Below are 26,198 nucleotides of genomic sequence, written 5' to 3'. Positions count from 1 at the left end.
CCCATGGTGATTGGGACCGACAAGACAAAGTCTTTTCGAAAGGCGCGCGAAGGTGCAGAATTAAGCATGCGCGCACAATTCTTCCTCGAGACGGCATCTCTGCTCGCATTGCTCTCGGCGCTCGGCTGCGCCGAGAGCAGCTCGATCGACGGTCCCATCGGGCCAGTCTCGGGCACGGGAGGCGGCTCGGGCGCGGGCGGCGAATCGTCCGCGAGCAGCAGCGCCACGACCGCGTCATCGAGCAGCAGCGCGGCCGCCACGAGCGGCTCGGGCGGGGGCGAAGGCGGCTCGGGCAGGGGTGAAGGCGGCTCGGGCGGGGGCGAAGGCGGTTCGGGTGGAGAGGGGGGCAGCGAAGAGGCGGGCGGGGGCGGCGGTGGGGTCACCGATGCGTGCGCGCTGGGATGCTTGCCGGGCACACACGACCTGGACGGCAATCTCCTCACGGGCGAGTGCGGCTGTGAATACGTGTGTACACCGACCGCGGCGGGTGCGGCGGGCGAGGATCCGATCGACGGCGAGTTCATCGATGACAACTGCGATGGCGGCGACGGGCTCGTGGAGCAGTGTATCTACGTCTCGGCGAGCACGGGGGACGACGCCAGCAGCGGGACGCGCAGCGCGCCGGTGGAGACGATCGCCAAGGCCATCCAGGTGGCGCAAGCGGGCGGGGTCCCGGCGGTCTGCCTGTCGGGCGAGCTGTACCAGGAGGCGGTCACGGTCGTGTCCGGCATCAGCATCTACGGTGGGTTCGATCACAACAACGCTGACTTCAAGTTCCGAAGGACGAGCTCGGTGACCACCACCGTGAGCGCGACAGGCACGGTGTTCCATGCGCCGTCGATCGCGCAGCCGACGCACATCGAGGGCATCTCGATAGAGGCGCTGAGCCCGTCGTCGGCCGGGGCGAGCACCTATGGAGTGCGCCTCGGCGGGGGGACGGCGGATCTCTTCGTGCGGTTCAACCAGATCAACGTGGAGGAGGGCCAAGCCGGCGCCGGGGGGACGAACGGGGCGGCGCACGCGGCGGGGACGGCGACCTCGGGGAATGCGGGAGAGCAGGGCTGCAACGACTGCAGCGGCCTCGGCAATGCCGGCCCGGCGCCAGTGTGCGACGAGCCTGGCGGCAGAGGCGGGTATGGTGGACATGGCTCTAACACCGGAGCGGCCGGCCATCCGGGCAGCCGGGGCGCGGAGGGCGGCGCGGGCGGCGCCCCGCTGCGCTGCTTCAGGACCCGGTCGGCAGGACACGATGGAACGCCGGGCATGGCGGGGTCGCAGGGGATGCCGGGGACAGGGGGCGCGAATCTCGGCAGCATCGCCTCGGGTATCTACCAGCCTGCGAACGGCACCAACGGGCAACCGGGAATCAACGGCGGCGGCGGCGGCGGCGCGGGCGGCGGCGGCGGCGGCTCCTGCGAGGTAGGCCCTGATGATCGCGGCGGGGGCGGCGGTAGCGGCGGATGCGGCGGGCTCGGCGGCCGCAGCGGCACGGCTGGCCGCGGTGGAGGCGGGAGCTTTGGCGTCTTCGCGGCGGCCGGACGGGTGGTCGTCTCTCGCAACGAGATCACGACCGGAAAGGGAGGGAACGGCGGCCACGGCGGCAACGGCGGAGCGCCACAGCTCGGGGGGAACGGCGGCCCGGGCGGCCCCGGTCCTGATGACGCCGGCAACGGCGGCGTCGGCGGCAAAGGTGGTCCTGGTGGCGACGGCGGCCCGGGAGCGGGCGGCGGCGGCGGCCCGAGCGCCTGCCTGGCGCGAGCCGCGAGCGTCAGCTTCACGTTCGGAGGCAACAGCTGCTCGACCGGCGCCCCCGGGTACGGCGGCGCTGGCGGCACGACCCCGAGCGGCGGCGCCGCGGGCGCGGGACAGGACGGCAAGGCCGCCGCGAACCTGCAGATCAACTGACCAGCGCCGCTGAGCTGGAGAAGCTATCTCCCAACCCGTCCCAGGTCGATCTTCGTCACGACAGCGCTGAACTCTCCCGGCGCCACGACCTTCATCTCATTGCCCCAATCCAGCGTTCCGTCGTTGAGCCCGACGACCACGACGGCATTCGTCCCGGGATCCGTGTCAATGCCAACCACCGCTTGCCCTGTCGCAGCATCACCGAAACGCCTGCTCCAGAGGTGCGCTCCGCCAGCGCTCAGCTTCGCGACAGTCCAGTCGCGCTCCTGTCTGCCGCCGAGCAGCCCGCCCCCGAAGTCGACGGCGCCTGCGGCCCCGGCGCCGAGCACGATGTCTCCAGAAGTGTCGGCGGCGACGTGAACCCCGAAAGGTGAAAGAGACTCGACGTCCGATCCAAAAATACCTGACTTCGGTTCTACACCCAACTGGGACGAATCATCGCCGAATCGCAATGACCACAGGTGGTTCCCCGCGGACGAGAGCTTCACGAGCAGGATATCCGAGTCCTCTGGCCCGCTGGTCTCGTGGGCGCCTCGGACCCCATGGGCATGGATGGCAATCGCTCCTGCGAGAGCGCCAGCCGCGAGGATATCTCCACGCGCATCGACGTCGATGTCAGTCACCCAGGCACGCCCCTCTCCCAGGAGGCCAACAGTCCAATCTCGCTCCCCCGTGGACGAGAGCTTGAGGATGAAAGCTCCAGCCCCCGACGGGCTCGGGCCGATGCTTCTGTCGAAGCCGAAGTCGGTGAATCCCGTGAACCGGCCCCCCACAACGATATTACCCGCAGGATCCACCGCCACCGCCTTGGCCTCGAGGCTCGTTGTTGCCGTGGTGTATTCAGGGTCGCCCAACTGAAAGCTCCATCGCGGATTACCCGTCTCGCCGTCCAACCTCACGACAAAGGCGTCCTCGGATGCAGTGGTCAGGGTCGACGAACCCAGGCTCACCTCGCGCCTGAAAGAGCCGACCAGGACTACGTCACCGTCGGGCATAGCCGCCGAATCCAGGACAGCGAGGCGGCCCGTCCCCGTGAACAAGTTGCGCCCCCAGATCAACTTGTTGTCTGACGAGAACCTGGCCACGAAGCAACCATTCTCGTCGAGAGTGGGCGCCGTGATGGATTCGCCAGCATCAAGCTCGATCTCTTCCTCGTACAGGCCCGACAAGACGACGCTATCATCAGGCAGCACCGAAAGACGCGATCCCAACGCGCCATCCAAGACTTTCAGCCGCAGCCACCGGCTGAAGCCGTGGCTACCGTCCGGCTTCAGCTTGGTGAGAAAGAAAGCGAATTGAGACGATATCAGCGGCGGGCCGCCGAAATCAGTGGTACCTCGAAAGACTCCTGCGAGAAGAACATTTCCCTTCGAGTCGAGCCGAGCGCTCTCTGGAAAGACCAACTCATGGCTATCGAAGCTCTTCGCCCAGAGCACTCCTGAGCAGGAATCTTCGTCGCAGTCCTCGAACTCGTCGAGGCCCAGGACCTGGGCGCACGACGCGGTGCCCAGGAGGGCACCGAGGGCGAGCACGCGGGAGGCGCGAACGAAGAGCGGAGAAGGCGGAGCGCGGCGCATGGTGGCGTATGAGGCATCAAAGCGTCAGGCCCGTCAAGGGTGAAGCAAGATGCATAGAAGCCCTGCTCGCTCGCGCCGGAGGGCACCGCGGCTCTGTATGGGCCGACATGACTGCGCATAACGTCAGGCTCGGCTTCAGCAGCGAGTCGACATAGAGACAGAATCATGGTCGGTGGAACCGACCGAGCCCATCCCGCTCACGCTCGCACGACCCCGCTGGTCGCCCCCTCAACCCTCATGACCGCCGCAAACCCGGCCTCGCCTGGACGCCGCCCCAGCGCGCCCCGGGCGGAGCGGCCGCCACTATCGTGGATACTCGTCCGCCCGGGGCGCCGGCGCCTCCAACGCCGTGGAGGCGCCTCCGCTAGACTGGAGCAAAGCGACACGCGCCCGTGTTAACGCGTTGCGACGTCACGCCGACCGGCTAGAACGGCTCCCGGAAGCAACGAGCGCTGACGACAGGAGCCCCCATGACCACCGCAATGCAGATGCCCATGATGCCGCAGACGATGTCCCCCATGATGTCGACGCCGGAGATGGCCGCTGGCGCATCCATGATGCCCGGCATGATGGGCATGGGCATGCCGATGATGCCCATGATGGGCATGATGCCCGGCGCGATGGGCATGAGCATGCCAATGATGCCCAGCATGATGGGCATGGGCATGCCGATGATGCCCGGCATGATGGGCATGGGCATGCCGATGATGCCCGGCATGATGGGCATGGGCATGCCGATGATGCCCGGCATGATGGGCATGGGCATGCCGATGATGCCCATGATGGGCATGAGCATGCCGATGATGTGCAAGATGTCGTGTGAGATGACGAAGGACGGAATGACCTGCAAATTGATGCCGCCCGAGGGCATGTCGATGGACATGCTGAAGGAGCGCTGCGAGGCCATGACGAAGATGATGTCGGCCGGGATGCCCATGATGATGATGTGCGGCGGGATGCCCATGATGATGTGCACGCCCGCCATGACGAAGTAACGCGGCCGCAAACCCTCCTCGGAGCAGCGGAGCGTCGGCGCTCGCCGGCGTTCTCGCGCTGCTCCGCGCCTTCCGCTCCCCCGCCCCTCGGCGAGGAAAGCTCCACGCCTCAGGGCGCCGACAGCGAATACGTCATCACCAGGTACATCAGCGAGTCGACGTTCGCCGGGTTGCGGTAGACGTGCGGGACATCCGCCTGGAACACGAGCGCATCGCCCGTCGCGAGCAGAAACCGCTGTCCGTCGACGCTGATTTCAACGGTCCCCTGACATACCACGATGTTCTCGGTCGTCCCGGGCGGGTGGGGATCGGCATTCTCGACGCCGAGCGAGGCCAGGTGCAGCTCGTAAAACTCGACCGTTCGCGGCGCATCGAACGGGAAGAGCGCGCGCGAGGTGAACTTGCCGTCGTGCGATGTCAGCCGCTTCGCCCGATCCCCGCGCAGCAGCATCGGGCCGCTCGCCGCGCGATCGCTGACGAGCGCCGAGAACGGCACGCAAAGCGCGCGGGCGATCTTCCAGACGACGTTGATCGTGGGCGCGCTGCGGCCGAGCTCGACCTGGCCGAGCATCGCACGGCTCACGCCGGAGATCTTCGAGAGCCGCTCCAGCGAGAGGCCGCGCCGCGTGCGCAGCCGCCGAAGGTTCTCCCCGACAACATGCGTGAGATCCGACGGCGCGTCGTGGTGAGCGACCTCATAGGTCCACTCCTCCTCCAGCTCCTGCTCCTGCGCGCCGGGCCTGGCCGGCTGCACGTCGAGCGCGACCGGAACCGCACCGTTCGCCTGGGGAAGGTCGCTGTTCTGTCGGACAGATCTCATACGAGGATGGGCGCCACTCTACACGGGATCTCAGGGTCGGCAAACCAACCAAATTCGTCGCTGCGTCAGGATGAGTGGAGTCAATCATCAGGCAATTTCCGTCACTCCTAGGATGTCGCCTGAACCCGATCCGTGACCGTCCCTGTCGCATTCACCTTCCCCCCTCGGCGCGTTCGCCCTCCCGAGCACGGTCGCGCTTCCTCCCAGCGTGCTTGGCCGTGCGCTCACTCCCCGCAGGCTCACCCGCCGGAGGCGTCTTCCGCCCGCAGGCTCCTTCCCACGGACCGCGTCCCCGGGCGCTCGCGCTTCCCCGCTCCTCCCGCCTCGGGGTCCGCCCCCGGCCGGCGGATCGGGTCGGCGCCGAACCGTCCCTACCGCCAGCGCGCCGGAGCGGCTACAACCTGGGCTCGCTGTGCGGCACGCTGACGCAGCGCGCTCGAACACCGAGGGCTTGCCGATGGACCACGACATCGACGACGTGATCGACGGCCGGTACAAGCTGATCGAGGTGGTCGGTCAGGGAGGCCAGGGCGTGGTCTACCGCGCCCTGGATCAGGAAACGGGCACGCACGTCGCCGTCAAGTACCTGAGGCCCGAGTTCGCCAGCGATCCCGCCCTGAAGACCCGCCTGCGGCGCGAGGCCCGCGCCATGGGGGAGCTGGCCGGCACCAGCGCGACCCACGTCTTCGCGTTCAGCGAGGCGGCCAACGGCACGCTCTACATCGTCATGGAGTTCCTGAAGGGCAGCGATCTCGAGACGACGCTGCGCCGGCTGGAGGCGCGGAACCAGCGGCTCCCGCTCGACGAGATCCGCGAGCTGTTCCGCCCGATCATCGACACCCTCGACGCCGCGCACGCGCGCGGCATCGTCCACCGCGATCTGAAGCCAGCGAACATCTTCGTCCTCGACGACGACACGGGTGCTCCTTCCTCCATCTCCCCTCACCACGGAAGCGCGCCGGCCCGCGCCGCCCATCCGGCGCCCCCCGCCGGCGCGCAGCTCCCCGTCACGGGCGACGGCGCGCAGGGCCACGCCGGCGCAGCGGCGCGCGGGCGCGTGCGCTTGCTCGATTTCGGTCTTGTCAAGGTGATGCAGGCCGACCCCCTCACCCGCGAAGGCGCGATCCCCGGCTCGCCCAGCTACATCGCGCCCGAGGTATGGAAGGGCCGGCCCCAGGAGATCGACCACCGGATCGACATCTATTCGCTCGGCGCGGTGCTCTTCCGCGCGCTCGCGGGGCGCCTGCCGTTCGCCGGCGCGAGCCGGGTCGACATCCTCCTCGCCGCCGCCCGCGGCCCGCGGCCGAGCCTGCACGCCTTCCGGCCCGACCTGCTCCCCGAGGTGGACGCCTGGGTCGCGCGGGCGCTCGCCGTGGCCCCCGAGGAGCGCTTCCAGGACGTCCGCTCGCTCTGGAGCGCGCTGGAGCCGCTCCTCGACCGCGCCGCTCGATCCGGCGGCGAGGCCGCCGGCGGAGGCGCGATCCTTCGCTGAGCACGTTCCTCACCCGACCGCCTTGCGACGCGGGAAGCGGCGCTGGTAGCGTGGTGCAAACCATGCCTGAACCGAGGGCCGCAGGATGAGCTCCTCGCCCGGCCTGTTGCAGCCGAATACGCGGTTTCGCAACCGTTACCAGGTGCTGCGCGTCATCAAGGCGGGCGGCATGGGCGCCGTGTACGAGGTGATGGACGACGTCACCGCGACGCGCCGCGCGCTCAAGGTGATGCTGCCCAGCCTGCTCGACAGCGAGGAGCTGCGCGCCCGCTTCGCCCTCGAGGCCCGCATCACCGGCGTCATCGAGAGCGACCACATCGTCAGGACCTCGGACGCCGGGGTCGACGACGAGACCGGCACCCCGTTCCTCGTCATGGAGCTGCTCCGCGGCGAGGAGCTCGGCAGCCTCGTCAAGAAGCGCGGCGCCCTCCCCGCCGAGGACGTCGCCCTCTACCTGTTCCAGGCCGCGCTCGCGCTCGACAAAACGCACGCGGCGAGCATCGTCCACCGCGACCTCAAGCCCGACAACCTGTTCGTCACGGTCCGCGACGACGGCTCGCCGTGCGTGAAGATCCTCGACTTCGGGATCGCCAAGGTCATCGAGCAGCACAACGCCTCCACGCTGACGCGGCAGATGCTCGGCACGCCCGTGTACATGGCGCCGGAGCAGATCCGCGCCGAGCGCAACGTCGGCCCGCGCGCCGACATCTACGCGCTCGGGCACGTCGCGTACGCGCTCCTCGTCGGCGAGTCGTACTGGTCCCAGGAGGCCGAGGCGACCGCGTCCCCGTACATGCTGGCGGGGGAGCTCCTGCGCGGCGCGATGGAGGCGCCCAGCGCGCGCGCGGCGCGGCGGTCCTCGGCGGCGCTGCCGACGGAGTTCGACGGCTGGTTCCTCAAGGCGACGGCGCTCAAGCCCGAGGACCGCTTCGAGCGCGCGTCCATCGCGGTCAGCGCGCTCGCCGCCGCGCTCGACGTCGCCATCCCGCGGGCCTCGCGCGTCATCCTCCTGCCGGAGCCGGCGGCGCCCGCGCCGAGCGCGAACCCGAGCCCGACCGACCCGACGCTGCCCTCGAAGCCAGGCACGGCGAAGGGCTTCGCCGAGGTGCCGACCGTCACCGTGCCGGAGCTGTCGTCGAAGACGCCTCCCTCACGCCCCGGTCCCGCCTCGAACCCCAGCCCGCCCCCGCGCTCCATTACGCCGCCACCCAATCCGCCCTCGCGCTCCGTCCCTCCCTCGTCGTCCGCGCCGCCCGCGCAGTCGGCCGCCTCGAAGTTCGCGGAGACCCGACCCCGGACGTCGCCCCTGGACCCGCCGGGCCGGGCAGGCCTCTCCGGGAGCGAGCCGTTGAGGAGGTCCGAGCTCACGTCGCGGCGCGAGCGCGCCCCGCAGCGGCGGTTCAACGTCAGGCCCGACACGTCGACCGGGGTCCTCCACGTGAAGGTGTGGGGGTTCTGGGACATCGACGAGGGCAAGGCGTACCTCGACGAGTTCCGTCAGAAGGCCTCGACGCTGCTCAACCTAGGGAAGCCCTGGTACGTGCTCGCCGACATCGCGGACTTCCCCCCGCAGAAGCCCGAGGTGAGCCCGTACGTCGAGCAGACCATGGCCTACGCCGTCGAGCACGGCATGCGCAAGGCGGCGAACCTCGTGAACAGCGCGCTCTCGAAAATGCAGATCTCCCGCCTGTCGGCCGCCATGGGGCTGCCCGAGTACTCGTTCTTCACCTCGGAGGCTGACGCCGTCGCGTGGCTCCTGAAGGGCTGAGCGCGAGGGGGCCGAGCGCGAGGCCAGCCACGAAGCGCCGAGCGCGAGGCCAGCCACGAAGGGCTGAGCGCGCTCAGCCGAGGACGAACCGCCGGATGCGCCCGGCGAGGCTCCGCACCTTCTCCTCGGCCTCGAGGTAGCGCTCGGCCGCGTCGCGCAGGTGGGCCTGGCGCGACGCCATGAGCAGGCTCAGCTCGATCACGAGCTGCGGGCGCGCCTCGATGATCGGCTGCAGGGCCTCCTTCGTGATCTGGTAGAGCACCACCTCGTCGACGGCGCGCACCGTCGCGGTGCGCTCCTCGCCCGTGAGCAGCGCGAACTCCCCGAAGACGGCGCCCTTCTCGAGCGCGGCGACCGTCGAGTCCTGCCCGTCGGGGTGCCGCACCAGGACCTCGACGGCGCCGGACGCGACGACGAACATCGACGAGTCCCGCTGCCCCTGCAGCACGATCCGGTCGAGCGGGCCGTACTCGATCCGGCGCGCCTTCGTCGCGAGCTTGCGGAGCTCGCGATCGAGCAGCGGCTTGAAGACCGGCGTCCGCCGGAGCAGCGTCATGAGGTCCTCGGCGCTCGCCTCGCGCGTCACCTTGCTCGGCTCCTCGAGCTCGATCGACGCCGCGGCCCCGTAGCCGTCGCGCCGCTGCAGCGCGGCGAGGTGCGACGGGTTCTTCTCCATGTACGCCTCGAGAAGGCTCGCGTTCCGCGGGATGCACTCGTCGCCCGTGTAGTCCATGAGGTTCCGCTCGGCGGCCCACCGGGCGACGTCGTTCATCGACTTCCGGTACTGCCGGCACGCCGCGGGGAAGATGCCGTCCTGATCGCCGAAGAGCCCCGTCAGCGCCTCGGGCATCAGGCTGAGGCCGAACAGCCGCATGTCCCCCCGCTGGTGCCAGAGCGCGAAGTCGCGCCACCGCGGATCGAGGTGCGCGAGCTCCGGGAACGCGAGCACGTTGTTCTTGAGGACGGCCCGCTCCGCGTCGCGGAACACCCGGTGCCACGTCTCCTGCGCGTTCCACAGGTTGGGGCCCGCGAGCTCGATCGCCTTCTGCAGGTCCGCGTGGTGGGCGTGCAGGAAGGCGAGCGTGGCCTTCTGCTTGCGCATCAGGTTCGTCAGGCTCACGGGCCCGGCCGCGAAGAAGCCGGCCGCGCGCGGCGCGATGTGCCGCATGTCCCAGACCTGCGCCCACGCCGCGACGTCGATCGACGCGCGGATCGGCGCGAACGCCGCGCCCTCCTCGAAGGCCTCGCGCTCCCCCGGCGAGAGCATGTCCGGGTAGTCGTGCTTCACGGCCTCGAAGATGCCGAGGCACGTGAGCAGCTCGAGGTAGAGGCCCACCCTGAGCAGCCAGCGGGGGTCGGGGAGGTTGCGCCGGTGCTGCTCGAGGTCCTGATGGATGGCCCGGAGGTACAGGAGCGCCTTGTCCATGCCGATGGTCAGCACCGGGAACCACGGGTGATAACCGACGTGGAGCTCGTCGATCCCGAGCGCCCGCTGCTGGATCTCCGTGTCCGCCTTGACGAGCCGGTCGAGCAGGCGCGCGTAGAGCGAGCCGAAGCGGCCTGTGTCGAAGATCTCGATGTCCGTCGACTCGGAGGAGACCGTCCTGCCCGCCTCGCTGAGCTTGATCTCGACCCGGAGCTGCTGCCGGAACAGGCTCGCGAACGTGAACGGCTCGAAGCCGTCGGTGACGCGCCGCCGGAACGACTCGGGCATGTCGGCCCAGAAATAGCCGCCGCCGGTCTCCTCGCCGGGGGGGTGCGGCACGAGCTGCCGCGCCGGCACGATGGTGGCGACGTAGACCGTCTGATGGAACGAGTTCCACGGGGCGGGCTCGAGCTTTGGGACGGGGTAGGACGAGGTCGAGACGATCTGCGGGCTGAGCGGCACGTCCATGAGCCCGGGCACCGGGCACGGCTCGCCGTCGCCGGGGCTCGCGGGGAGGAACCACGCGGACAGGGTCACCTCGAACGGCCGCTCGAAGGGCGCGACGAACGCGTAGAGGTCGCGCAGCCGGTAGAGCAGCCACACCTCGTCGCCCAGCTCCGACGGGTCGCCGGAGGTGTTGATGCAGCCGACGCGCTCGCTGCACCCGTGCCCCGGATAGAGCGCCTCGTCGACGGGCCGCTTGCCGGGCTCGAACGGGATGAGCTCCAGCGACGGAGACAGCTCGGCCGACTCCTCCTCCGGGCTCTGGCGTGCCTCGAGCTGGCGCAGGTACTGGCGGACCCGGGCGAGCTTGTCCTCCCAGTCCATGCCCTCCACGCGGCTCATGAGCAGCCGCTTGAACTGCCTCTGGAACTCCTTCGGGGTCATCATGCTGCGTCCACCTGAGTTGCCGGGGGCCGGACAGGCCCGCCGCGAGAGCTTACCGGCTTCGCGCACGCTGCGTCGTGCGATCAGCGCGGCGCGCGGCGTCCTGCTCTCAACGCGGCGCGCGCCGCCCGGCGATCAGCGCGGAGCGCGGCGCTCCGCGATCGGGGCCGAGACCACGTCCGTGCGAGCCTCTTGCAGCGCCGCGTCTCGGAAGGTACGGGCTCAAGCCCTATGGCTATCGAGATCCGCGAGCTCCGGAAGGGCGACAAGAAGGTCCTCAAGGACTTCCTCAACGTGGTCGACACCGTCTACGAGGGTGAGCCCAACTATATCCGCCCGCTCGACTTGGACATCTCCGATCGGCTCGACAAGAAGAAGAACCCGTTCTTCGAGCACGCCGAGGGGACGGCGTGGGTGGCGTACAAGGACGGCAGGCCAGCGGGCCGGATCACCGCGCAGGTTGATCACGAGCACCTCCGGGTCCACCGCGACGACACTGGCTCCTTCGGCTTCATCGATACGATCGACGACGCCGAGACGGCCGGAGCGCTGTTCGCCGAGGCCACGGGCTGGCTGCGCGCGCGCGGGATGAAGCGCATGCGGGGCCCCTACTCGCTCTCGACCAACGAGGAGATCGGCTGCCTCATCGAGGGCTTCGAGCTCCCGCCGGTGATGATGATGCCCTACCACCGGCCGCACCAGGGCCGGCTCATCGAGCAGGCCGGGCTCGAGAAGGTGAAGGATCTCTACGCGTGGGGCTACGAGGTCGGCAACGTCCCCGCCCGGGCGCAGAAGGCCCACGCCGAGGTCCTGGCGATGCCGGAGGTGCACACGCGCTGCGGCGATCCGAAGAACCTGCTCCGCGACATCCGCATCCTCATGGACGTCTACAACGACGCCTGGAGCGACAATTGGGGCTTCGTCCCGATGACCGAGAAAGAGCTCGTCAAGTGGTCGAAGGACGTGCGGCTCATCCTGATGCCCGAGCTCACCAAGATCACGTTCATCGACGGCGAGCCGGCCGCCGTGTCGCTCGGGCTGCCCGACCTCAACCAGCTGATCAAGGACTTCCACGGCAAGCTCCTCCCGGCCGGCATCTTCAAGCTGCTGTGGCGGCTGCGCGTGCGCGGCCCGAAGCGCGGGCGCCTCGTCGTGCTCGGCATCCGCAAGAAGTGGCGCCACGTGCGGCGCTACGCCGGGCTCAGCGCCTTCCTGTACGTCGAGATGAACCGCGCGGCGCATCTGCTCGGCATGGAGGGCGGCGAGCTCGGGTGGACGCTGGAGGACAACGCCGCCATCAACGCGGGCATCCGGCTGATGGGCGGCCGGGTCCACAAGAAGTACCGCGTCTACGAGCGGGCGCTGTGATGGGCGCGGGGGCCAGCGCCGAGCGGCGCGGGCGGCTCGACGCGGGCGCCGGCAGCTCGACGTGGGCGCCAGCGCCGAGCGCCTCGGGCGCGCGCCGGGACCGTAAAGAAGGAGCGGATCGATGAGGGTGCTGGTCACGGGCGCGAGCGGGTTCCTCGGCTCACACGTCGCCGAGCAGCTCGCGCAGCAGGGGCACAGCGTCGTCGCCCTGGTGCGGCGCTCGTCGGACACGAGGTTCCTGTCGTCGCTGCGCGGGGTCGAGCTCGCGTACGGCGCCGTCGAGGACGCGGAGAGCGTCCGCCGCGCGGTCGTCGGCCCGCCGGGCGTCGACGCGATCGTGCACTCGGCCGGGCTGGTCAAGGCGCGCGACGAGGCGGAGTTCTTCCGGGTCAACGTCGACGGCACGCGGAACCTGCTCGACGCGGCGAAGGCGGCGCCGGCGGGCGCGATACGGCGGTTCGTGTTCGTCTCGAGCCTCGCCGCCATCGGCCCGAGCCTGGACGGGCGCCCCATCGCCGCCGACGCGCCCCCGGCCCCCGTGACGCGCTACGGGCGCTCGAAGCTCGAGGCCGAGCGGCTGGTCCTCGCCGAGAAGGGCGCGTTGCCCGTGGTCGTCGTCCGCCCCCCGATGATCTACGGCCCGCGCGACCAGGAGTCGTTCGCGTTCTTCCAGAGCGTCGCGCGCCGCTTTCTCCCGATGCTCGGCGACGGCAGGAACACGCTCAGCGTGATCTACGCCTCCGACGCCGCCGCCGCGTGCATCCGGGCGATCGAGAGCGACGTGCCGAGCGGCCGCGCCTACTTCATCGACGACGGAAGCGTGTATGTGTGGCGCGAGATGCTGGCGGACGTCGAGGCGGCGCTCGGCGCGCGGGCGCTCGTCCGCGTCGGCGTCCCGTTCTCGCTCATGCGCGGCGCGGCGCTCGCGAGCGAGGGGCTCGGCCGCCTCACCGGCAAGGCCGTGATGCTCACGCGCGACAAGCTGAACGAGCTCTCCGCGTCGCACTGGGTCTGCGACTCCAGCGACGCCCGCAGGGAGCTCGGCTGGGCGCCCGCGGTGGGCTGGGCGGAGGGGACGCGCCGAGCGGTCGCCTGGTACCGCGAGCACGGCTGGCTGTGACGTGACGCCGCGCCGCGCGCCGTTTGACGCTCGCCCGCGGCCTCCGTACCGTGAATGCATGTTCCGCCGTCCGCCGGCTGCCCCGGGCCTCGTCGCGATGGCGCTCGGCCTGACGGCGGCGCCCGCGCAGGCCCAGGAGCCGCCTCGTGGCGGCGCCGACGCGGCGGCTCCGGACGCGGGCAGCGCGGCGGCGGCGCCGGCCGCGCGCGGCGCGCCGGACGCCCCCGCCGCACGGTCGGCCCTGCGCGGCGCCGTCGTGGTGGCGGTGGACGACGCGAGCGCCGAGGCGGCTCGCGCGCTCGCTCGCGCGATCTACGGCGACCCCGCGCTCCGCCCGCCCATCGACGAGGCGACAGCGCAGGTGCTCACCGGCGATCCGCCGCGCCCGGACGCGCCGGCCGCCGTGAAGGAGCTCGCCGAGGTGCGCCGCTCCGCCGGGCACGCCGAGTCCGAGCCGGTCGCGCGCGGGCTGCTCGCGTCGCTCGGCGCGGGCGCAGGCGCGGCGCTCGTCGTCGCGGTGAGCACGGCGCACGGCCACCCCGTGGCGCGCGTGCTCCGGGTCGCGGGCGCGAGCTACGCGCCGATCGAGCTCGGCGCGACGGTCCAGCGGACCGCGGACGGCGCGGCCGCCCCCGCCGGGGCGACCTTCGACTGGCCGGGCGCGGGCGCGGCCCTCCGCGCGCTGCTCGCTGGAGACGAACGGAGCGGAGGCGCGGCGGGTCGCGCTGCGACGCCGCCCGCGCCCGCGTCATCGCGGCGCGGCGCCTTGGGACCTCGCGCCGACGTCGCCCAGGCGGCGCCGAAGTCCGCGAACGGCGGCGCCAGCTCGTCGGAGCCGTCGGAGCGGCGCTCGACGTGGAGCTCCCCCTGGTTCTGGGGCCCGCTCGCGGGCGTGGTCGCCACGGGGATCGTCGTGGTGGTGCTGGCCCAGACGGGCGGCGATTCCGGCGACACCGTGCACCTCCGGGGTCGGATCGCGCCATGACGCGCTCCTCCCGGCGCAGCCCAGCGGGGTTGGGGCTGAGGCTCGCCGCGCTGCTCTGCGTCGCGATCGTCGCCGCGCCCGCGCGGCTCGCCGGCGCCGCGCCCCGCGTCTACGACGCGCCCGCCGCGTCGAGCGACGGCGGCGCCGATCTTCCCGTGCCGCCGCCGCCGCCGGCGTACCACACCGAGGATCTCGGCTGGATCGAGTTCGCCTATCACCCGTCCACCCGCGACCGTGTCCGCCCTCTCATCGCCCGCGCCGGCGATCTGCGCGCCGAGCTCGGCGCCCTGCTCGGCCGCGACGTGCTGACCGCGCCTGTGAAGGTCCGGATCGCGGATGTGCCCGCCGAGCTCGACGACCTCGTCCCCAGGGGCCTCGCTGGCCCCGTGACGGCCGTCTCGTTCGGCGCGCTGCGGCTCGCGGTCCTGAGCGCCTCTCCGCGGCTCGGCGCCGAGACGCCCGATCTCGAGGGCGCCTTCCGTCACGCGCTCGCGCACCTCGCCCTGGATGAAGCGACCGGAGGCGCCGTGGTCCCGCGCTGGTTCCACGAGGGGTTCGCCGCCCACGTGGCCGGTGAGCGCGTCGCTCGGCGCGCGCAGGCGCTCTCGGTCGCCGCGCTCCGGGGGCGCCTCCTCCCGCTCGACGAGCTCGAAGCGAGCCTCGCGGGCGCAGAGGATGCGACCGGCTCGCTGCCCTATGCGCAGGCGGCCGACGTCGTCCGCTTCCTCGTCGAGGACGAGCGGCGGCAGAGCTTCGTGCGTGCCCTGGCTCGGGTGCGCGGCGGCGTGCCGCTCGAGGCCGCGCTCGGGGCCGCCTATGTCTCGACAGGCCGAGAGATCGAGCTCGCGTGGCGCGCCAACGTCGCGCGGCGCTACGGCTTCGTCCCGGTGCTGGCTGGCTCGCTGCTGGCGCTCGGGCTGCTCGTCTCCGGCCGGCTGGCCGTGCGGCGGCTCCGCAGCCGGAGGTCGCCGCCGCCTCCCGCGCCGCGCCGGCGGCTCCGCGCGGTGTCGGAGGCGCGCCACCGCCCCGCGCGCCCGTCCACGGTCCAGCTCGTCGCCACCCTGGGCGCGCGTCACCGCAACGAGGCCGACGGCGACGCGGACGTCCCGAAGGTGGAGCACAACGGCCAGTGGCACACGCTCCATTGAACGCCGCCGAGGAGGCCCGTCGGCCCGATCCCGCCGGACCGCAGCGCCGCCTGACGGAGCTCGCGCTCGGCGCGGCCTGGCTCGTCGGCCTCGCCGCGGCCCTGCAGATCGTGTCCGTGCTCCTGTCGTCGAGCCCGCTCGCGGCGGCGCTCGGCGGCGCGGTCGTCGCCGACGTCGTCGCGGCGCGGGCCGGCGTGCAGTGGACCGACCCTCTGGAGCCGGACGGCCCAGGCCGCCGCGCGCGCATCGCCCGTCGCGTCGGGCTCGGCGCTGCGCTGGGCGCGCTCGCCGTGCTGATCACGCTCGGCGTCTCCGCGGTGCTCGGGTGGGCGACCGTCGAGGCCGGGGCGCCCTCGGCGAGCCTCGGCTTCGCCCTGGCGCGCTCGATCGCCCTCGCTGTCCGCGACGAGCTCCTGCTCACTGGCATCCCGTTCGCCACCGCGGCGCGCGCCGGCCTCTCGCCTCGCCCCGCGCTGGTCTTCTCCGCCCTCGCGCACGGCGCCGCGCTCGGGCTCGCGCCGGGCGCGTCCCCGTCAAGCTTCGCCCTCGCGACCGCGCTCGGCGCGCTCGCCGCGGCGCTCTTCCTGCGCGCCCGCGGCGTGTTCGCGGCGGTCGCCGTCCACGCGAGCTTCACCTCGCTCGCGGGCGCAGGTCTGCGCGGCGCCCTGCTCGACGCCACGTGGACCGACGGCGCGCTCGCCACGGGGACGCAAGCCTTCGGCCGGCCTGCCTGGCTCGGCGCGGCCGTGCTCGCGATCCTCGCCGCGCTCACGCTCCGCGCCGGCGCCCGGCAGCCTGACCGTCCAGCGCGGTGAGCGCCCCCGCCCCGCGCGGCCGCCACCGAGCTCTCGCCGCCGCGCCGGCATGAAGCGCGCCGCACCCGCGTTGTAGCTCCGGACAGCGGCGCTGGCGGCGCGACGTCCATCGCAGCGGCGCACTCGGCCGCTCCCCTTCCACCACCGGCGTCCGGCTTCCAGCGCTCGGCGCGTCACATCCACCGGACCGACACCGACATTTCACAGCGCCGTGAGAGCACGTGCCGCGCGAGCGGCTCGCAGGCGAACACGCGCGATGTCCCACAGCGCCTCACCCCTCGGACACGGCTATGTCATATTTCAGCGCACCGCGTCAAGCACACATTGACGCGCCGCCTTCGAGGAACCAACGATCAGGTATGCATTGCGAAAGGATCGTTCGGATTGCGCCGATGATGCTGCTCGCGCTCGTGTCGACGGGCTGCGGCATGGCGACGATGATCGACACGAACACGCGCTCCATCCAGGCAACGACGGAGGAGATGCGGCGGACCCGCGCGACGATCGAGGATTCGAATCAGACGCTGCGGAGCTCGCAGGAGAGCATCGATCGGCTCGCCGAGCTGCGTCAGCCGATGGAGAAGCTCGCCGAGATGCAGGCTGCGATGGAGCGGCTGGCCGAGCTCAAGGGGTCGATGGACGCAATGCAGCAGAGCATGCGTGAGACCGCGCGACTCAAGGAGTCGATGGATCGGCTGAGCCAGATGGAGGCCACCATCGCCGCGATGAACGAGAGCCTCGTGGGCATCCGCGGCCCGCTCACGGACGTCGCCGCCCTGAACGCACCGATGCGTGATGTCGCCGCCCTGGACGCGCCGATGCGCGACGTCGCCGGGCTGAAACAGCCGATGGAGCAGGTCGCGACGCTGCGCGAGCCGATGAAGGAGGTGAGCAAGCTGTCGGCCCCGATGGAGCAGATCAGCCAGATCGGGGGCGATTCGTCGCGCCAGACCGGCCTCGTCGCCGTCGGCCTGCTCGGCTGGGGCGTCGTGACGTTCCTCGGCGTGTACTTCGGCGTCCAGGCCGGCACCCGCCGCCAGCAGCGCCTGGCGCAGGGAGATCGGGACTCCAGCGCGGGGCCGGCGCCTGCCGAGCCCGCGCCGCGCGTCCTCTCCGAGAGCCGGAGCTTCGAGCGCCGGGCCCAGATCAAGTCGATGTGATCGAGCTCTGCCGGACGCCTGTCCGGCCGGCGAGCGGCGGAGTCACCCGCCGCCCGCCGTCACATCATCCACCGATCAACGATACGTGTCCCAGTGCGCCGACATGCGATCGGCCTGCCCTGCAGTGAACCCATCCATGCAGGAGTCGTCGGTGTAATCCATGAAGTTCTGGACCGGGTCGAGCCCACCTCCCCGGCAGCTGTCCCTGTTCAGCGGGCAGCCATACGCGGCGCTGCGCTCGGACGCCGTGTCCGCCACGCCATCGCCGCTCTTGTTGCAGCCGCCTTCGAACGTATGGAAGAGGCCGAGCCAGTGACCGACCTCATGCGTACCGGTATCTCCCTCGTTGTACGGCGCCGCATTGCCGCCGGGCAACGTGGAATGGAGCAGGACGACGCCGTCGTCGCTCGGACGGGCCGCGTAGCTCGAGGGGAACGTCGCCCAGCCCAGCAGACCGCCGCCCGGGTTCGCCGTGTAGAGATTGAGGTGGTCTGGCCCACCAATACGGAGCGCCGCCTTGGCCTGCCGCTCGGCCGCGGAGCCCGACGACATGGTGTACCAGGTCGCGTTCCTCGTCCGATCGACGGAGGCCAGCGTGAAGCTGAAGCGGGTGCTCGCGTACGCCTCGTTGAGCACCTCGATCTGCTCCGCGATCATCCCGTCCGTCACGTCGCCGTTCGACAGGCCCACGCCCTTGTTGATGACGTGGACGTGCACGGGGATCTCGACCGCCGCGCCCGCCGAGAACCCGAGCGCCATCCGGCTGCGGACGAACTGCTCGACGGCTTCCTTCTCACCGTCGCTCAGCTCGACGGTCGCGCAGCCGCGCCGCAGGGGCGCCGGCGCTGCCTCGACCTGCTCATCAGGCACGACGTCGGCGACGGCCGGCGCATCCTCCGCGGGGGTCGAGGGGTCGGCGCCGCACGCGACGCCCAAGGCAGCGATCAAGACTAAGGCAAATACATCCGCACACGTCCGAGCTCGCATGGACACTCTCCTTGGTTCATTTCCCCGCAAAGGAAGCATGAATATATATCCGCGATCACAATCGGTTCAATTCCAAAAGGGCTGATTCCACTCGCGACGACAAAGGAAGATTCCACGTCTTGGTCGTTCTGGTCGTCTTGGTCGTCTTGCGTGTCTTGCGCCCTCTCGCCGAACGCCGACAGGACCCCGGGACACGCAGAGCGATGACGAGGCGCGAGGGCCCGCGTGGAACGGACACGCCGATTGCTCCAACTTGGATCGATCGCTCCATTATGGAGCACACGTCGAGAGCGGCGCGGACCGAGGGAGCCCCCCTCGACTCGAGATCAGACGATGCGGACCCGGCCGTTCCGCCTGTTCCATGTCCTCCGCGCTTCGGGGTCAGCGCCGGAGGAGCTCACCCCGATTTCGAGGCGCTTTCCCGAGGAGCGCCGCACCGCGCGCCCATCCGCCTGGTCTGTGCAGTTCGAGCGACGCTCAAAACCAGGTGCACGACGTCATCCAAACTCTCCGCCTGCCACATTCTCTCGCAGCCGGGTCGGCGCTCGTCGCCGCCGGTCCTCTCGGGGCCGCGCCGGGCACGCGCGCACGCGGCCCGAGCGGGAGCAGACGCTGCGTTCTCGCTGACGGTGGCGCGGCGGGCTCGGCGGCGATCTTGCGATCTCGCCCACACTGGCGCGCGGCCGACCCGGGCGCTGCGCGGCCGGCGGCGGCGATGCATCGTGATTGCAGTACCCTCCTGGCGACGGTAGATGTCTTGCATGGCGCGTACGAAAGCAGGTCAGTCCGCGGAAGAGCTCCGTGAGCAGATCCGGGCGGCCGGCTTGCGAGCCACCTCGCCGCGCATCGCGGTGCTCCAGAGCCTCGGCCGCTCGCGGACGCCCGTCAGCCATGCGGAGCTCGCTGCTGAGCTCGCCCCGAAAGGGTGGGATCGCGCCACCATCTACCGGAACCTGATCGATTTGACCAACGCCGGGCTCGTGCGCCGCACCGACATGGGCGACCACCTCTGGCGGTTCGAGTTGCGGGAGGCCACCGGCGCCCACGCGGCGGACGAGCACCCGCACTTCATGTGCGACACGTGCGGCGATGTGCTCTGCCTCCCTGACGAGAGCATCGAAATCAAGGCGGCGCGCGGCGCGCCGCGCGCGTTGCGGCGCAAGGGACTCCAGATCCAGATCAAGGGTCGCTGCGATCGGTGCGTGCAGGCCTGAGCGGCGGAGCAGCCCCCGGGCATCGGCGACCCCGGGCCACCGGCGGCCCCGGGCCGCGTGAATGACGCGGCGCTCAGCGGCCGCAGACGGCTGTCCGCATCTTGGTTGCAACACCAATTTGATATTGATTAGGCCACGTGGCTCGGGCATAGCCCACCGCGCCCATGCTCGCGCTCGCCGTCGCCCTGTCGATCGCCGGCCTCGCCGCGGGGCCGCTCCTCGTGGCGCTCGGCCGGCGCCAGGCGCTGCCGACGTCGGCGCTCGACGGGCTGACGCTCGGCCTCGTGCCCGCGCTCGTGCTCACGCGCCACCTGCCGCACGTGGTCGAGGAGATCGGGGCGCAGGCGGTCCTCTGGGCGGCGCTCGGGTACGCGGCGCTCGGGCTCACGGAGCACAGGAGGCGTGACACCGGCGAGGTGCTGGGGCGAGAGATCGCGTTCTCGGCGCTCGCCGTGCACGGGTTGCTCGACGGCGCCGGGCTCGCGCTCGCCGTGGCCGCGGCCGACAGCGGCGCGGACGGGGTGCTCTTCGCGAGCGCCGTCCTCGTGCACCGGCTGCCCGAGGGGCTGTCGCTCGCGGCGCGCTTTCTGCCCGCCTGGGGGTGGCGGCAGCTCGCCGCGCGCCTCGGGCTCCTCGGGCTGCTCACGGTGCTCGGCGCCCTCCTCGGCCAGCGCGCCGTGGCGAGCCTCCCTCACGAGTCGTTCGAGGTGTTCATCGCGTTCGGCCTCGGTGTCCTCCTGCGGCTCGTGGTCCACACGCACGAGGCGCCGCCTCGGAGCGCGCGCGCGCGGACCACGAGCGCGATCGCCTTCACCTCGGGGCTCTGCGTCGCGCTCGCGCTCCCCAGCCCGGAGAGCTCCTTCACGAGCGCGCACGCGTCCGAGCTGTCGATCGCGGAGTCGCTCGGCTCGCTGTTCGTCGAGACGGCGCCCGCCATGCTCGCCGGGCTCGCCATGGCGGGGCTCCTGCGCGCGTTCTCTCCGAGCGTCCTGCGTCGCTCGACCGGCTGGCTGCGCGGCGGTGCGGCGCTGCCCCGGGCCGCCCGCAGCCTGGCGTCTGAGCTGCCGCTGCCCCTCTGCGCCTGTGGCGTTGCGCCGCGCATGCAGCGGCTCCCGCGCGCGAGCGCGCCGGTCGCCGCGGTCGTCGCCGTCGTCCTCTGCGCCCCGGCGCTCGACCCCGCCGGCGCGCTGCTCTCGCTGCGGGTGCTCGGCCTGCCGTTCACCGCGGCGCGCGTCGCGGGCGGCGCGCTCCTCGCCGTGCTGGTCGCGCTCCTCGTCGCCAGGGTGGCCGGGACGAAAGGCTCGACCGCTGCGCCTCCCTGCGGCGCGCCGCCCGTCATGGCAGGGGCCGTGGCGTCGCCGGGCGCGCGGCTCCGCGCCGCCGTCGCCGAAGCCGTAGGTCCAGCGCTCGATCACGTGGCCGCCTGGTACGTCGTGGGCCTGGCGCTCGCCGCCGTCCTCGAGGCGTCCATCGCGCCGGCCGCAGCGCGCGTGCTCGACGCGCCGGCCGACGTCCTCGTGAGCGCGCTCCTCGCGGTGCCCGCTCACGTGTGCGCGCAAGGCGCGGCGCCGCTCGCCGCGGCGATGATCCACAAGGGGCTCCCGGTCGGCGCGGCGCTCGCGTTCCTCGTGGCGGGGCCCGCGACCCACATCGCGGCGCTCGGCGCGCTGCATCGGGCGTTCGGAGCGCGCGCCGCCGCCGTCTCCGCTCTCTTCAGCGTCGCCTTCGCCGTCGCGCTCGGCCTCGTCGCGAACGCCTTCGTCCCCCTCTCGGCGGTCCCGGACCTCCACGATCTCGCGCCCCAGGAGCACTCCACCATCGCGTGGGTCTGCGCGGCCGCGCTCGGCGCGCTCCTGCTCTCGAGCTTCATGAGGCTCGGCCCTCGCGCATGGTTCGGCGGCATGCGCGGCGCCGGCGACGCCGGTGCGCCCGGGTCAGAGGAACCGCATGCGCCCTGCGCACACGCGCATCGCTGCAGCGCGAGCGGCGCACCGGACGACCAGGGCGCGCCGCCCGCCTGACGCCGGGCTCCCCGAAACGTCGTTCCAGGAGATCCCCTCGCCGGTCTCCCTCATGCGCCGCTCGCCGGTCTCCTTCGCGTGTCGTCCCGCGGCCTCCACCTAGCGCGCCCGAGCTCCGGCGCGGGGCGGCGCGGCGATCACCCTAGCTGGACCGCGCCGTGGTGATCGCAGTGATCGCCGTGCGGATGGTGCAGGTGCGCGCCGACGAGGTAATCGAAATGATCGCCGTGGGGCACGGCCTGATGGCCGCAGCCTGCCCCGTGCGTGTGCGCCTTCTCGTGGTCGGCGCATGCATGGCCCGACGTGCACGCGTCAGGGTTCTCCTTGCCGACCGAGAGCACGTGCTCATCGAAGTGATCGCCGTGCGGATGATGCAGGTGTCCATCGTGCAGGTAATCGACGTGGTCCTCATGACGCAACGCCTGATGTCCACATCCCTGCCCATGAACATGGGCGTGCGCTTCATGTGTCTGGTGGTCGTCCATCGACTTGCATCCTTTCCATCAATGCTCGCTTCGAGCTCAGGTGACGGCTCGAAGTGAGGGCAACATGGGGCCCCGACGCGCACTGCCGCAAGGAGCAACCTGACGCGCATGCCGTGGACGAGCGGGCCGCGCTCGCTCGCCCTGCGGCGCCGCGACGCTCAGCGGATCCAGTACCTGCCGATGAGCACGAGCGCCATCGCCCAGAGCACCACCCCGATGCCCGCCGCGACGAGCATGGCCTTTGGCAGGCGCCTGCCGTGCTGCACGAGCCGTCCCAGCGTCCCGGCGGAGCCGCCGCCGCGCGCCGCGCTCTCCGGCGCGAGGCCGACGTCGCCGCCGAGGCCGATGTCCGAGGCGCGCCGCCCCTTCTGTCCCCGGAAGCGCTCGGCGCGCAGCTCGCGGAGGACGGCCTCGAGCTCCTTCGCGAGCGCGCCCGCCGAGGCGATCCGTTCGTCGCGCTCGCGGCGGAGGCACGCTTCGACGAGCTGGCAGAGGCGTGGCGGGAGCCCTGGCCTGCGCGCGGCGATCGGATCGCAATCCTTGCTCAGGATCCGGACCATCAGCGCGTTGTAGTTCGGCGCCTGATGCGGGGTCGTCCCGGTCAACGCCTCGTACATGACGACGCCCAGCGACCAGATGTCGGCGCGGGCGTCCACGTCCTCGCGCCCCGCGGCCTGCTCGGGCGACATGTAGGCCGGCGAGCCGACGACGCAACCCGTGCGGGTCAGCGAGAAGTTGTGCTCCTTCTCCAGCACCTTGCTGATCCCGAAGTCAAGGATCTTCCCCACGAGCTCGCCCAGGTGGTTGCGGTGCACATAGATGTTCGCGGGCTTCAGATCGCGGTGGATGATCCCTTGCTGATGGGCCATGTCGAGCGCCCGCGCGAGGCCGAGGAAGAGCTCGACCAGCACCTCCGGAGCGATCGTGCTCTCGCGCCGCAGCCACTCGTCGAGCCCCTCGCCGACGAGCAGCTCGAACACGAGGAACGGAGAGCCGTCCTCGGCCTGACCGAGGTCGAGGATCTCGACGATGCTCGGGCTCCGCAGGCGTCCGCTCGCCTTCGCCTCGTTGAAGAAGCGCTGGAGCGCGACGGCATCCCCGGCCACCTCGGGGCTCATCACCTTGAGCGCCACGTCGCGGTCGATGAGCACGTTCTTCGCGGCCCACACCGACCCGCTGGCGCCTTGGCCCAGGAGCTTCACGAGCCGATAGCGAGACTGGATGAGATCGCCGGGGTTCACTGCTGCGCCGAGGTGTCGCTGGGGAGCTGAGGGAACTGAAGGAACCGAGGAAACAGACGAACCGGAGGACCGGAGGATCGCGGGACCGGCGGCCGAGGAGGAGCTGGCTTGACGCCGCCCCCACCGGAGCCGGACCGGAGGATAACCCGAGCCATGGACGAGCGGTACCGCGGTGCGGCGCGCTCCAGCAGGAAGCAAAAGTTCGCGGTGCGAGGGGGCGATAGCCCACCTCGTCGCCTCCGCGGGCGCAGAGATCCGTGGATTTTGCGATACCGCGACGCTTCGACTCGACGTCACCGGCGCGCGCCGAACACGACGGCGAGCGATGAAGAGTCCGGACAGCGAGGGGCACAGCGCAATTTTCTTGTGCGCCGGCCCCTGCTCTGTCCTCGGAGGTGGGGGCGATCAGACGTCGTAGTAGAGGAAGAACTCGTGCGGGACCGGGCGGAGCCGGACCGCGTCGACCTCGCGCTCGCGCTTGTAATCGAGCCAGGTCTTGAGGATGTCGCGGGTGAAGACGTCGCCGCGGAGCAGGAACTCGTGGTCGCGCTCGAGGGCGCCGAGGGCCTCGTCGAGCGAGCCCGGCATGTGCGGCACTTCCTTGAGCTCCTCGGGCGAGAGCGCGTAGATGTCCTTGTCGAGCGGGTCGCCCGGATCGATCCGGTTCTGGACGCCGTCGAGGCCGGCCATCATCATGGCGGCGAAGGCGAGGTACGGATTGCAGCTCGCGTCCGGGAAGCGGACCTCGATGCGGCGGCCCTTCGGGCTGTTGCCGGGGGCCAGCGGGATGCGGATTGACGCCGAGCGGTTGCGGCTCGAGTACGCGAGGTTCACGGGAGCCTCGTAGCCCGGGACGAGCCGGCGGTAGCTGTTCGTCGTCGGGTTGGTGAGCGCCGCGAGCGCCTTTGCGTGCTTCAGGATGCCGCCGATGTACCAGAGGCCCGTGTCGGACATCCCGGCGTAGCCGTCGCCGGCGAAGAGCGGCTTGCCCTCCTTCCAGAGCGACTGGTGGCAGTGCATGCCGCTGCCGTTGTCGCCGTAGAGCGGCTTCGGCATGAACGTCACCGACTTGCCGTTCTTGCGGCCGACGTTCTTGATGACGTACTTGAACCACATGAGGTTGTCGGCCATCGCCGTCAGCGTCGAGAACTTGATGCCGATCTCGCACTGGCCGGCCGACGCCACCTCGTGGTGGCCGACCTCGACCGCGATGCCGGTCTCGATCAGCGTGGACATCATCTCCCCGCGCAGATCGCCGAGCGTGTCGGTCGGCGCGACGGGGAAGTAGCCCTCCTTCGACCGGATCTTGTGCCCGAGGTTCGGGCCGGCCTTGCCGGCGTTCCAGACCGCTTCGTCGCTGTCGATCTCGTAGAAGGCGCCGCGCTGCGAGCTCTCGTAACGGACCGAGTCGAAGACGAAGAACTCGGCCTCGGGTCCGAAGTAGGACGTGTCGGCGATGCCGCTCGCGCGGAGGTGGTTCTCGGCCTTCTGGGCGATGTAGCGCGGGTCGCGGCCGTAGGGCTGGCCGGTCACCGGATCGCTGATCTTACAGATCATGCTCAGCGTCTTCTGGGCATGGAACGGGTCGAGCTTCGCCGTCGACGGGTCGGGCGTCATCAGCATGTCGCTCGCGTTGATCGGCTGCCATCCGCGCACCGACGAGCCGTCGAAGCCGATCCCCTCCTCGAAGAGATCCTCGTTCAGGCGGGACGCCGGGATGGTCGTGTGCTGCCAGATGCCGGGCAGATCGATGAACTTGAGATCGACAAATTTTACGTCGTTTTCCTTCGCAAACGCGACGACATCTTTCGCCTTCATGATCTTCTCTACCTCGCTGACTCGCTGCTCTCGCTGTATGTGACTCGACGGTGCGCGGGCTCGTGCTCGCTGTTCGCTTCTCGGTTGTCGGTCGTCGATCCTCGAGCCTGTGACCCGCCGCGAATGCCCTGTGACGCTCTGCCGGCGGCGCGCCTCCTAGATGGCGTCCTCGCCGCGCTCCCCCGTGCGGATCCGCACGGCCTCCTCGACGGGGACGACGAAGATCTTGCCGTCGCCGATCCGACCCGTCTTGGCGCTCTTCTCGATCGCGTCGATCACGTCGCTGACCATGCTGTCCGGCACGACGATGTCGACCTTCACCTTCGGCACGAAGTCGACGACATACGCCGACCCTCGATAGACCTCTTTCTTGCCGCCGGTCCGACCGAAGCCCTTTACCTCGGTCACCGTCATGCCCTGAATCCCGACCTCGGCGAGGGCGTCCTTGACCTCGTCGAGCTTGAACGGCTTGATGATCGCCTCGACCTTTTTCATTGCGCACGCCTGTGGTGACCGGGTGCCCGCCAGGGTGGAAGACCCGGGCGCTCACCCGAAAGGCCCCGCCGGAGCAGAGCTGGTAAAGGGGGGACACCTCCGCCGGCGGCCTCCCATCGATGTGCCGGGCGCCGCCCGGCTTCCGATCCGTGACGGGGGCGGCCCGGTCCACCGAGCCTTGCCCGACACTGTCAACGACTCAGGGACCCATCCAGCGGAGCCGGATCGGCGCCCCTTCACCCCGGACGCTGGCGCGCGACCGAAGGTCCAGGCTGGTGTACCCAAGCTCATGTTTCCGGAATGTTTCGCGCACCCTGCGAGCGTGAGAAAAGTGCATCGGACGTCAGAAAATCGGAGCCCGCTTACTTTTTTCACAGCTCCACCTGAGCAAGGCAGAGCCCGCTTGCGCGGCGGCGGCGCCGGGGGTGAGAATCCGCTTACGCACCGCTGCGCCGGAGGTGGGCACCGCG

20 protein-coding genes are annotated in these 26,198 nt (G+C 71.0%); 12 read left to right on the top strand and 8 right to left on the bottom strand.

Annotation, left to right across the window (positions count from 1 at the left end; all coding sequences use genetic code 11):
• Window positions 1-66 precede the first annotated feature (66 nt).
• Window positions 67-1,905 carry a PE-PGRS family protein gene (locus WMF19_RS39570; protein WP_437895077.1) on the top strand — a complete coding sequence of 613 codons (1,839 nt, stop codon included), beginning with the start codon at window positions 67-69 and terminating at the stop codon, window positions 1,903-1,905.
• A gap of 23 nt (window positions 1,906-1,928) precedes the next feature.
• Here WMF19_RS39570 and WMF19_RS39565 read toward each other — a convergent pair whose 3' ends face one another.
• The 3 genes from WMF19_RS39565 to WMF19_RS39555 all read right to left on the bottom strand — a co-directional run bounded on the left by WMF19_RS39565 (window position 1,929) and on the right by WMF19_RS39555 (window position 5,297).
• Window positions 1,929-3,437: a hypothetical protein gene (locus WMF19_RS39565; protein ID WP_437895076.1), complete on the bottom strand. Its 1,509-nt coding sequence runs from the start codon at window positions 3,435-3,437 to the stop codon at window positions 1,929-1,931.
• Window positions 3,438-3,906: 469 nt separating this feature from the next.
• Window positions 3,907-4,488, bottom strand: a complete 582-nt coding sequence (locus WMF19_RS39560) for a hypothetical protein (protein WP_437895075.1) — start codon at window positions 4,486-4,488, stop codon at window positions 3,907-3,909.
• 98 nt (window positions 4,489-4,586) lie between these two features.
• On the bottom strand, window positions 4,587-5,297 hold the full coding sequence (locus WMF19_RS39555; RefSeq protein ID WP_272102892.1) for a helix-turn-helix domain-containing protein: 711 nt from the start codon (window positions 5,295-5,297) through the stop codon (window positions 4,587-4,589).
• Between the two features lie 457 nt (window positions 5,298-5,754).
• Here WMF19_RS39555 and WMF19_RS39550 point away from each other — a divergent pair, with 457 nt between their 5' ends.
• A complete protein-coding gene (locus WMF19_RS39550; RefSeq protein WP_437895074.1) occupies window positions 5,755-6,789 on the top strand; it encodes a serine/threonine-protein kinase in 1,035 nt (344 codons plus the stop codon).
• 85 nt (window positions 6,790-6,874) lie between these two features.
• On the top strand, window positions 6,875-8,557 hold the full coding sequence (locus tag WMF19_RS39545; protein ID WP_437895073.1) for a serine/threonine protein kinase: 1,683 nt from the start codon (window positions 6,875-6,877) through the stop codon (window positions 8,555-8,557).
• 73 nt (window positions 8,558-8,630) lie between these two features.
• Here the strand turns inward: WMF19_RS39545 and WMF19_RS39540 are convergent, their stop codons facing one another.
• Window positions 8,631-10,874 (bottom strand): cyclic nucleotide-binding domain-containing protein, encoded by a 2,244-nt coding sequence (locus tag WMF19_RS39540; protein ID WP_437895072.1) that lies wholly within the window; start codon window positions 10,872-10,874, stop codon window positions 8,631-8,633.
• Between the two features lie 228 nt (window positions 10,875-11,102).
• On the opposite strand from WMF19_RS39540, the gene WMF19_RS39535 reads away from it, so the two are divergent.
• From WMF19_RS39535 to WMF19_RS39510, 6 genes are all read left to right on the top strand, one after another.
• Entirely contained in the window at window positions 11,103-12,239 is a 1,137-nt protein-coding gene (locus WMF19_RS39535; protein WP_437895071.1) for a hypothetical protein, read from the top strand.
• 121 nt (window positions 12,240-12,360) lie between these two features.
• On the top strand, window positions 12,361-13,359 hold the full coding sequence (locus WMF19_RS39530; protein WP_437895070.1) for an NAD-dependent epimerase/dehydratase family protein: 999 nt from the start codon (window positions 12,361-12,363) through the stop codon (window positions 13,357-13,359).
• Between the two features lie 58 nt (window positions 13,360-13,417).
• Window positions 13,418-14,344, top strand: a complete 927-nt coding sequence (locus WMF19_RS39525) for a hypothetical protein (RefSeq protein WP_437895069.1) — start codon at window positions 13,418-13,420, stop codon at window positions 14,342-14,344.
• Window positions 14,341-15,492 carry a peptidase MA family metallohydrolase gene (locus WMF19_RS39520; RefSeq protein ID WP_437895068.1) on the top strand — a complete coding sequence of 384 codons (1,152 nt, stop codon included), beginning with the start codon at window positions 14,341-14,343 and terminating at the stop codon, window positions 15,490-15,492. The genes WMF19_RS39525 and WMF19_RS39520 overlap by 4 nt, the downstream gene beginning before the upstream one ends.
• Window positions 15,474-16,307 (top strand): CPBP family glutamic-type intramembrane protease, encoded by an 834-nt coding sequence (locus tag WMF19_RS39515; RefSeq protein WP_437895067.1) that lies wholly within the window; start codon window positions 15,474-15,476, stop codon window positions 16,305-16,307. Before WMF19_RS39520 ends, WMF19_RS39515 begins: the two co-directional genes overlap by 19 nt.
• 392 nt (window positions 16,308-16,699) lie before the next feature.
• Window positions 16,700-17,467 (top strand): hypothetical protein, encoded by a 768-nt coding sequence (locus WMF19_RS39510; RefSeq protein WP_437895066.1) that lies wholly within the window; start codon window positions 16,700-16,702, stop codon window positions 17,465-17,467.
• Window positions 17,468-17,542: 75 nt separating this feature from the next.
• Here WMF19_RS39510 and WMF19_RS39505 read toward each other — a convergent pair whose 3' ends face one another.
• Window positions 17,543-18,454 carry a zinc metalloprotease gene (locus WMF19_RS39505; protein WP_437895065.1) on the bottom strand — a complete coding sequence of 304 codons (912 nt, stop codon included), beginning with the start codon at window positions 18,452-18,454 and terminating at the stop codon, window positions 17,543-17,545.
• Between the two features lie 761 nt (window positions 18,455-19,215).
• Between WMF19_RS39505 and WMF19_RS39500 the strand changes: the two genes are divergently transcribed.
• The 3 genes from WMF19_RS39500 (at window position 19,216) to WMF19_RS39490 (ending at window position 22,231) form a co-directional block, all read left to right on the top strand.
• Window positions 19,216-19,668, top strand: a complete 453-nt coding sequence (locus WMF19_RS39500; RefSeq protein ID WP_272102881.1) for a Fur family transcriptional regulator — start codon at window positions 19,216-19,218, stop codon at window positions 19,666-19,668.
• Between the two features lie 164 nt (window positions 19,669-19,832).
• Entirely contained in the window at window positions 19,833-21,689 is a 1,857-nt protein-coding gene (locus tag WMF19_RS39495; RefSeq protein WP_437895064.1) for a permease, read from the top strand.
• Between the two features lie 158 nt (window positions 21,690-21,847).
• Window positions 21,848-22,231 carry a hypothetical protein gene (locus tag WMF19_RS39490; RefSeq protein ID WP_437895063.1) on the top strand — a complete coding sequence of 128 codons (384 nt, stop codon included), beginning with the start codon at window positions 21,848-21,850 and terminating at the stop codon, window positions 22,229-22,231.
• 101 nt (window positions 22,232-22,332) lie between these two features.
• Here the strand turns inward: WMF19_RS39490 and WMF19_RS39485 are convergent, their stop codons facing one another.
• The 3 genes from WMF19_RS39485 to WMF19_RS39475 form a co-directional block, all read right to left on the bottom strand.
• Complete coding sequence (locus tag WMF19_RS39485; RefSeq protein ID WP_437895062.1) at window positions 22,333-23,415, bottom strand: serine/threonine-protein kinase; 1,083 nt, start codon at window positions 23,413-23,415, stop codon at window positions 22,333-22,335.
• 405 nt (window positions 23,416-23,820) lie between these two features.
• Complete coding sequence (glnA, locus tag WMF19_RS39480; protein ID WP_437276926.1) at window positions 23,821-25,233, bottom strand: type I glutamate--ammonia ligase; 1,413 nt, start codon at window positions 25,231-25,233, stop codon at window positions 23,821-23,823.
• Between the two features lie 156 nt (window positions 25,234-25,389).
• Window positions 25,390-25,728, bottom strand: coding sequence for a P-II family nitrogen regulator (locus WMF19_RS39475; protein WP_012239819.1), 339 nt, complete (start codon window positions 25,726-25,728; stop codon window positions 25,390-25,392).
• Window positions 25,729-26,198: the final 470 nt, after the last annotated feature.

The sequence above is a fragment of the Sorangium sp. So ce124 genome (assembly GCF_051525235.1).
In the GTDB taxonomy this organism is placed as follows: domain Bacteria; phylum Myxococcota_A; class Polyangia; order Polyangiales; family Polyangiaceae; genus Sorangium; species Sorangium atrum.
This window is presented reverse-complemented; position numbering and strand designations above follow the sequence as displayed.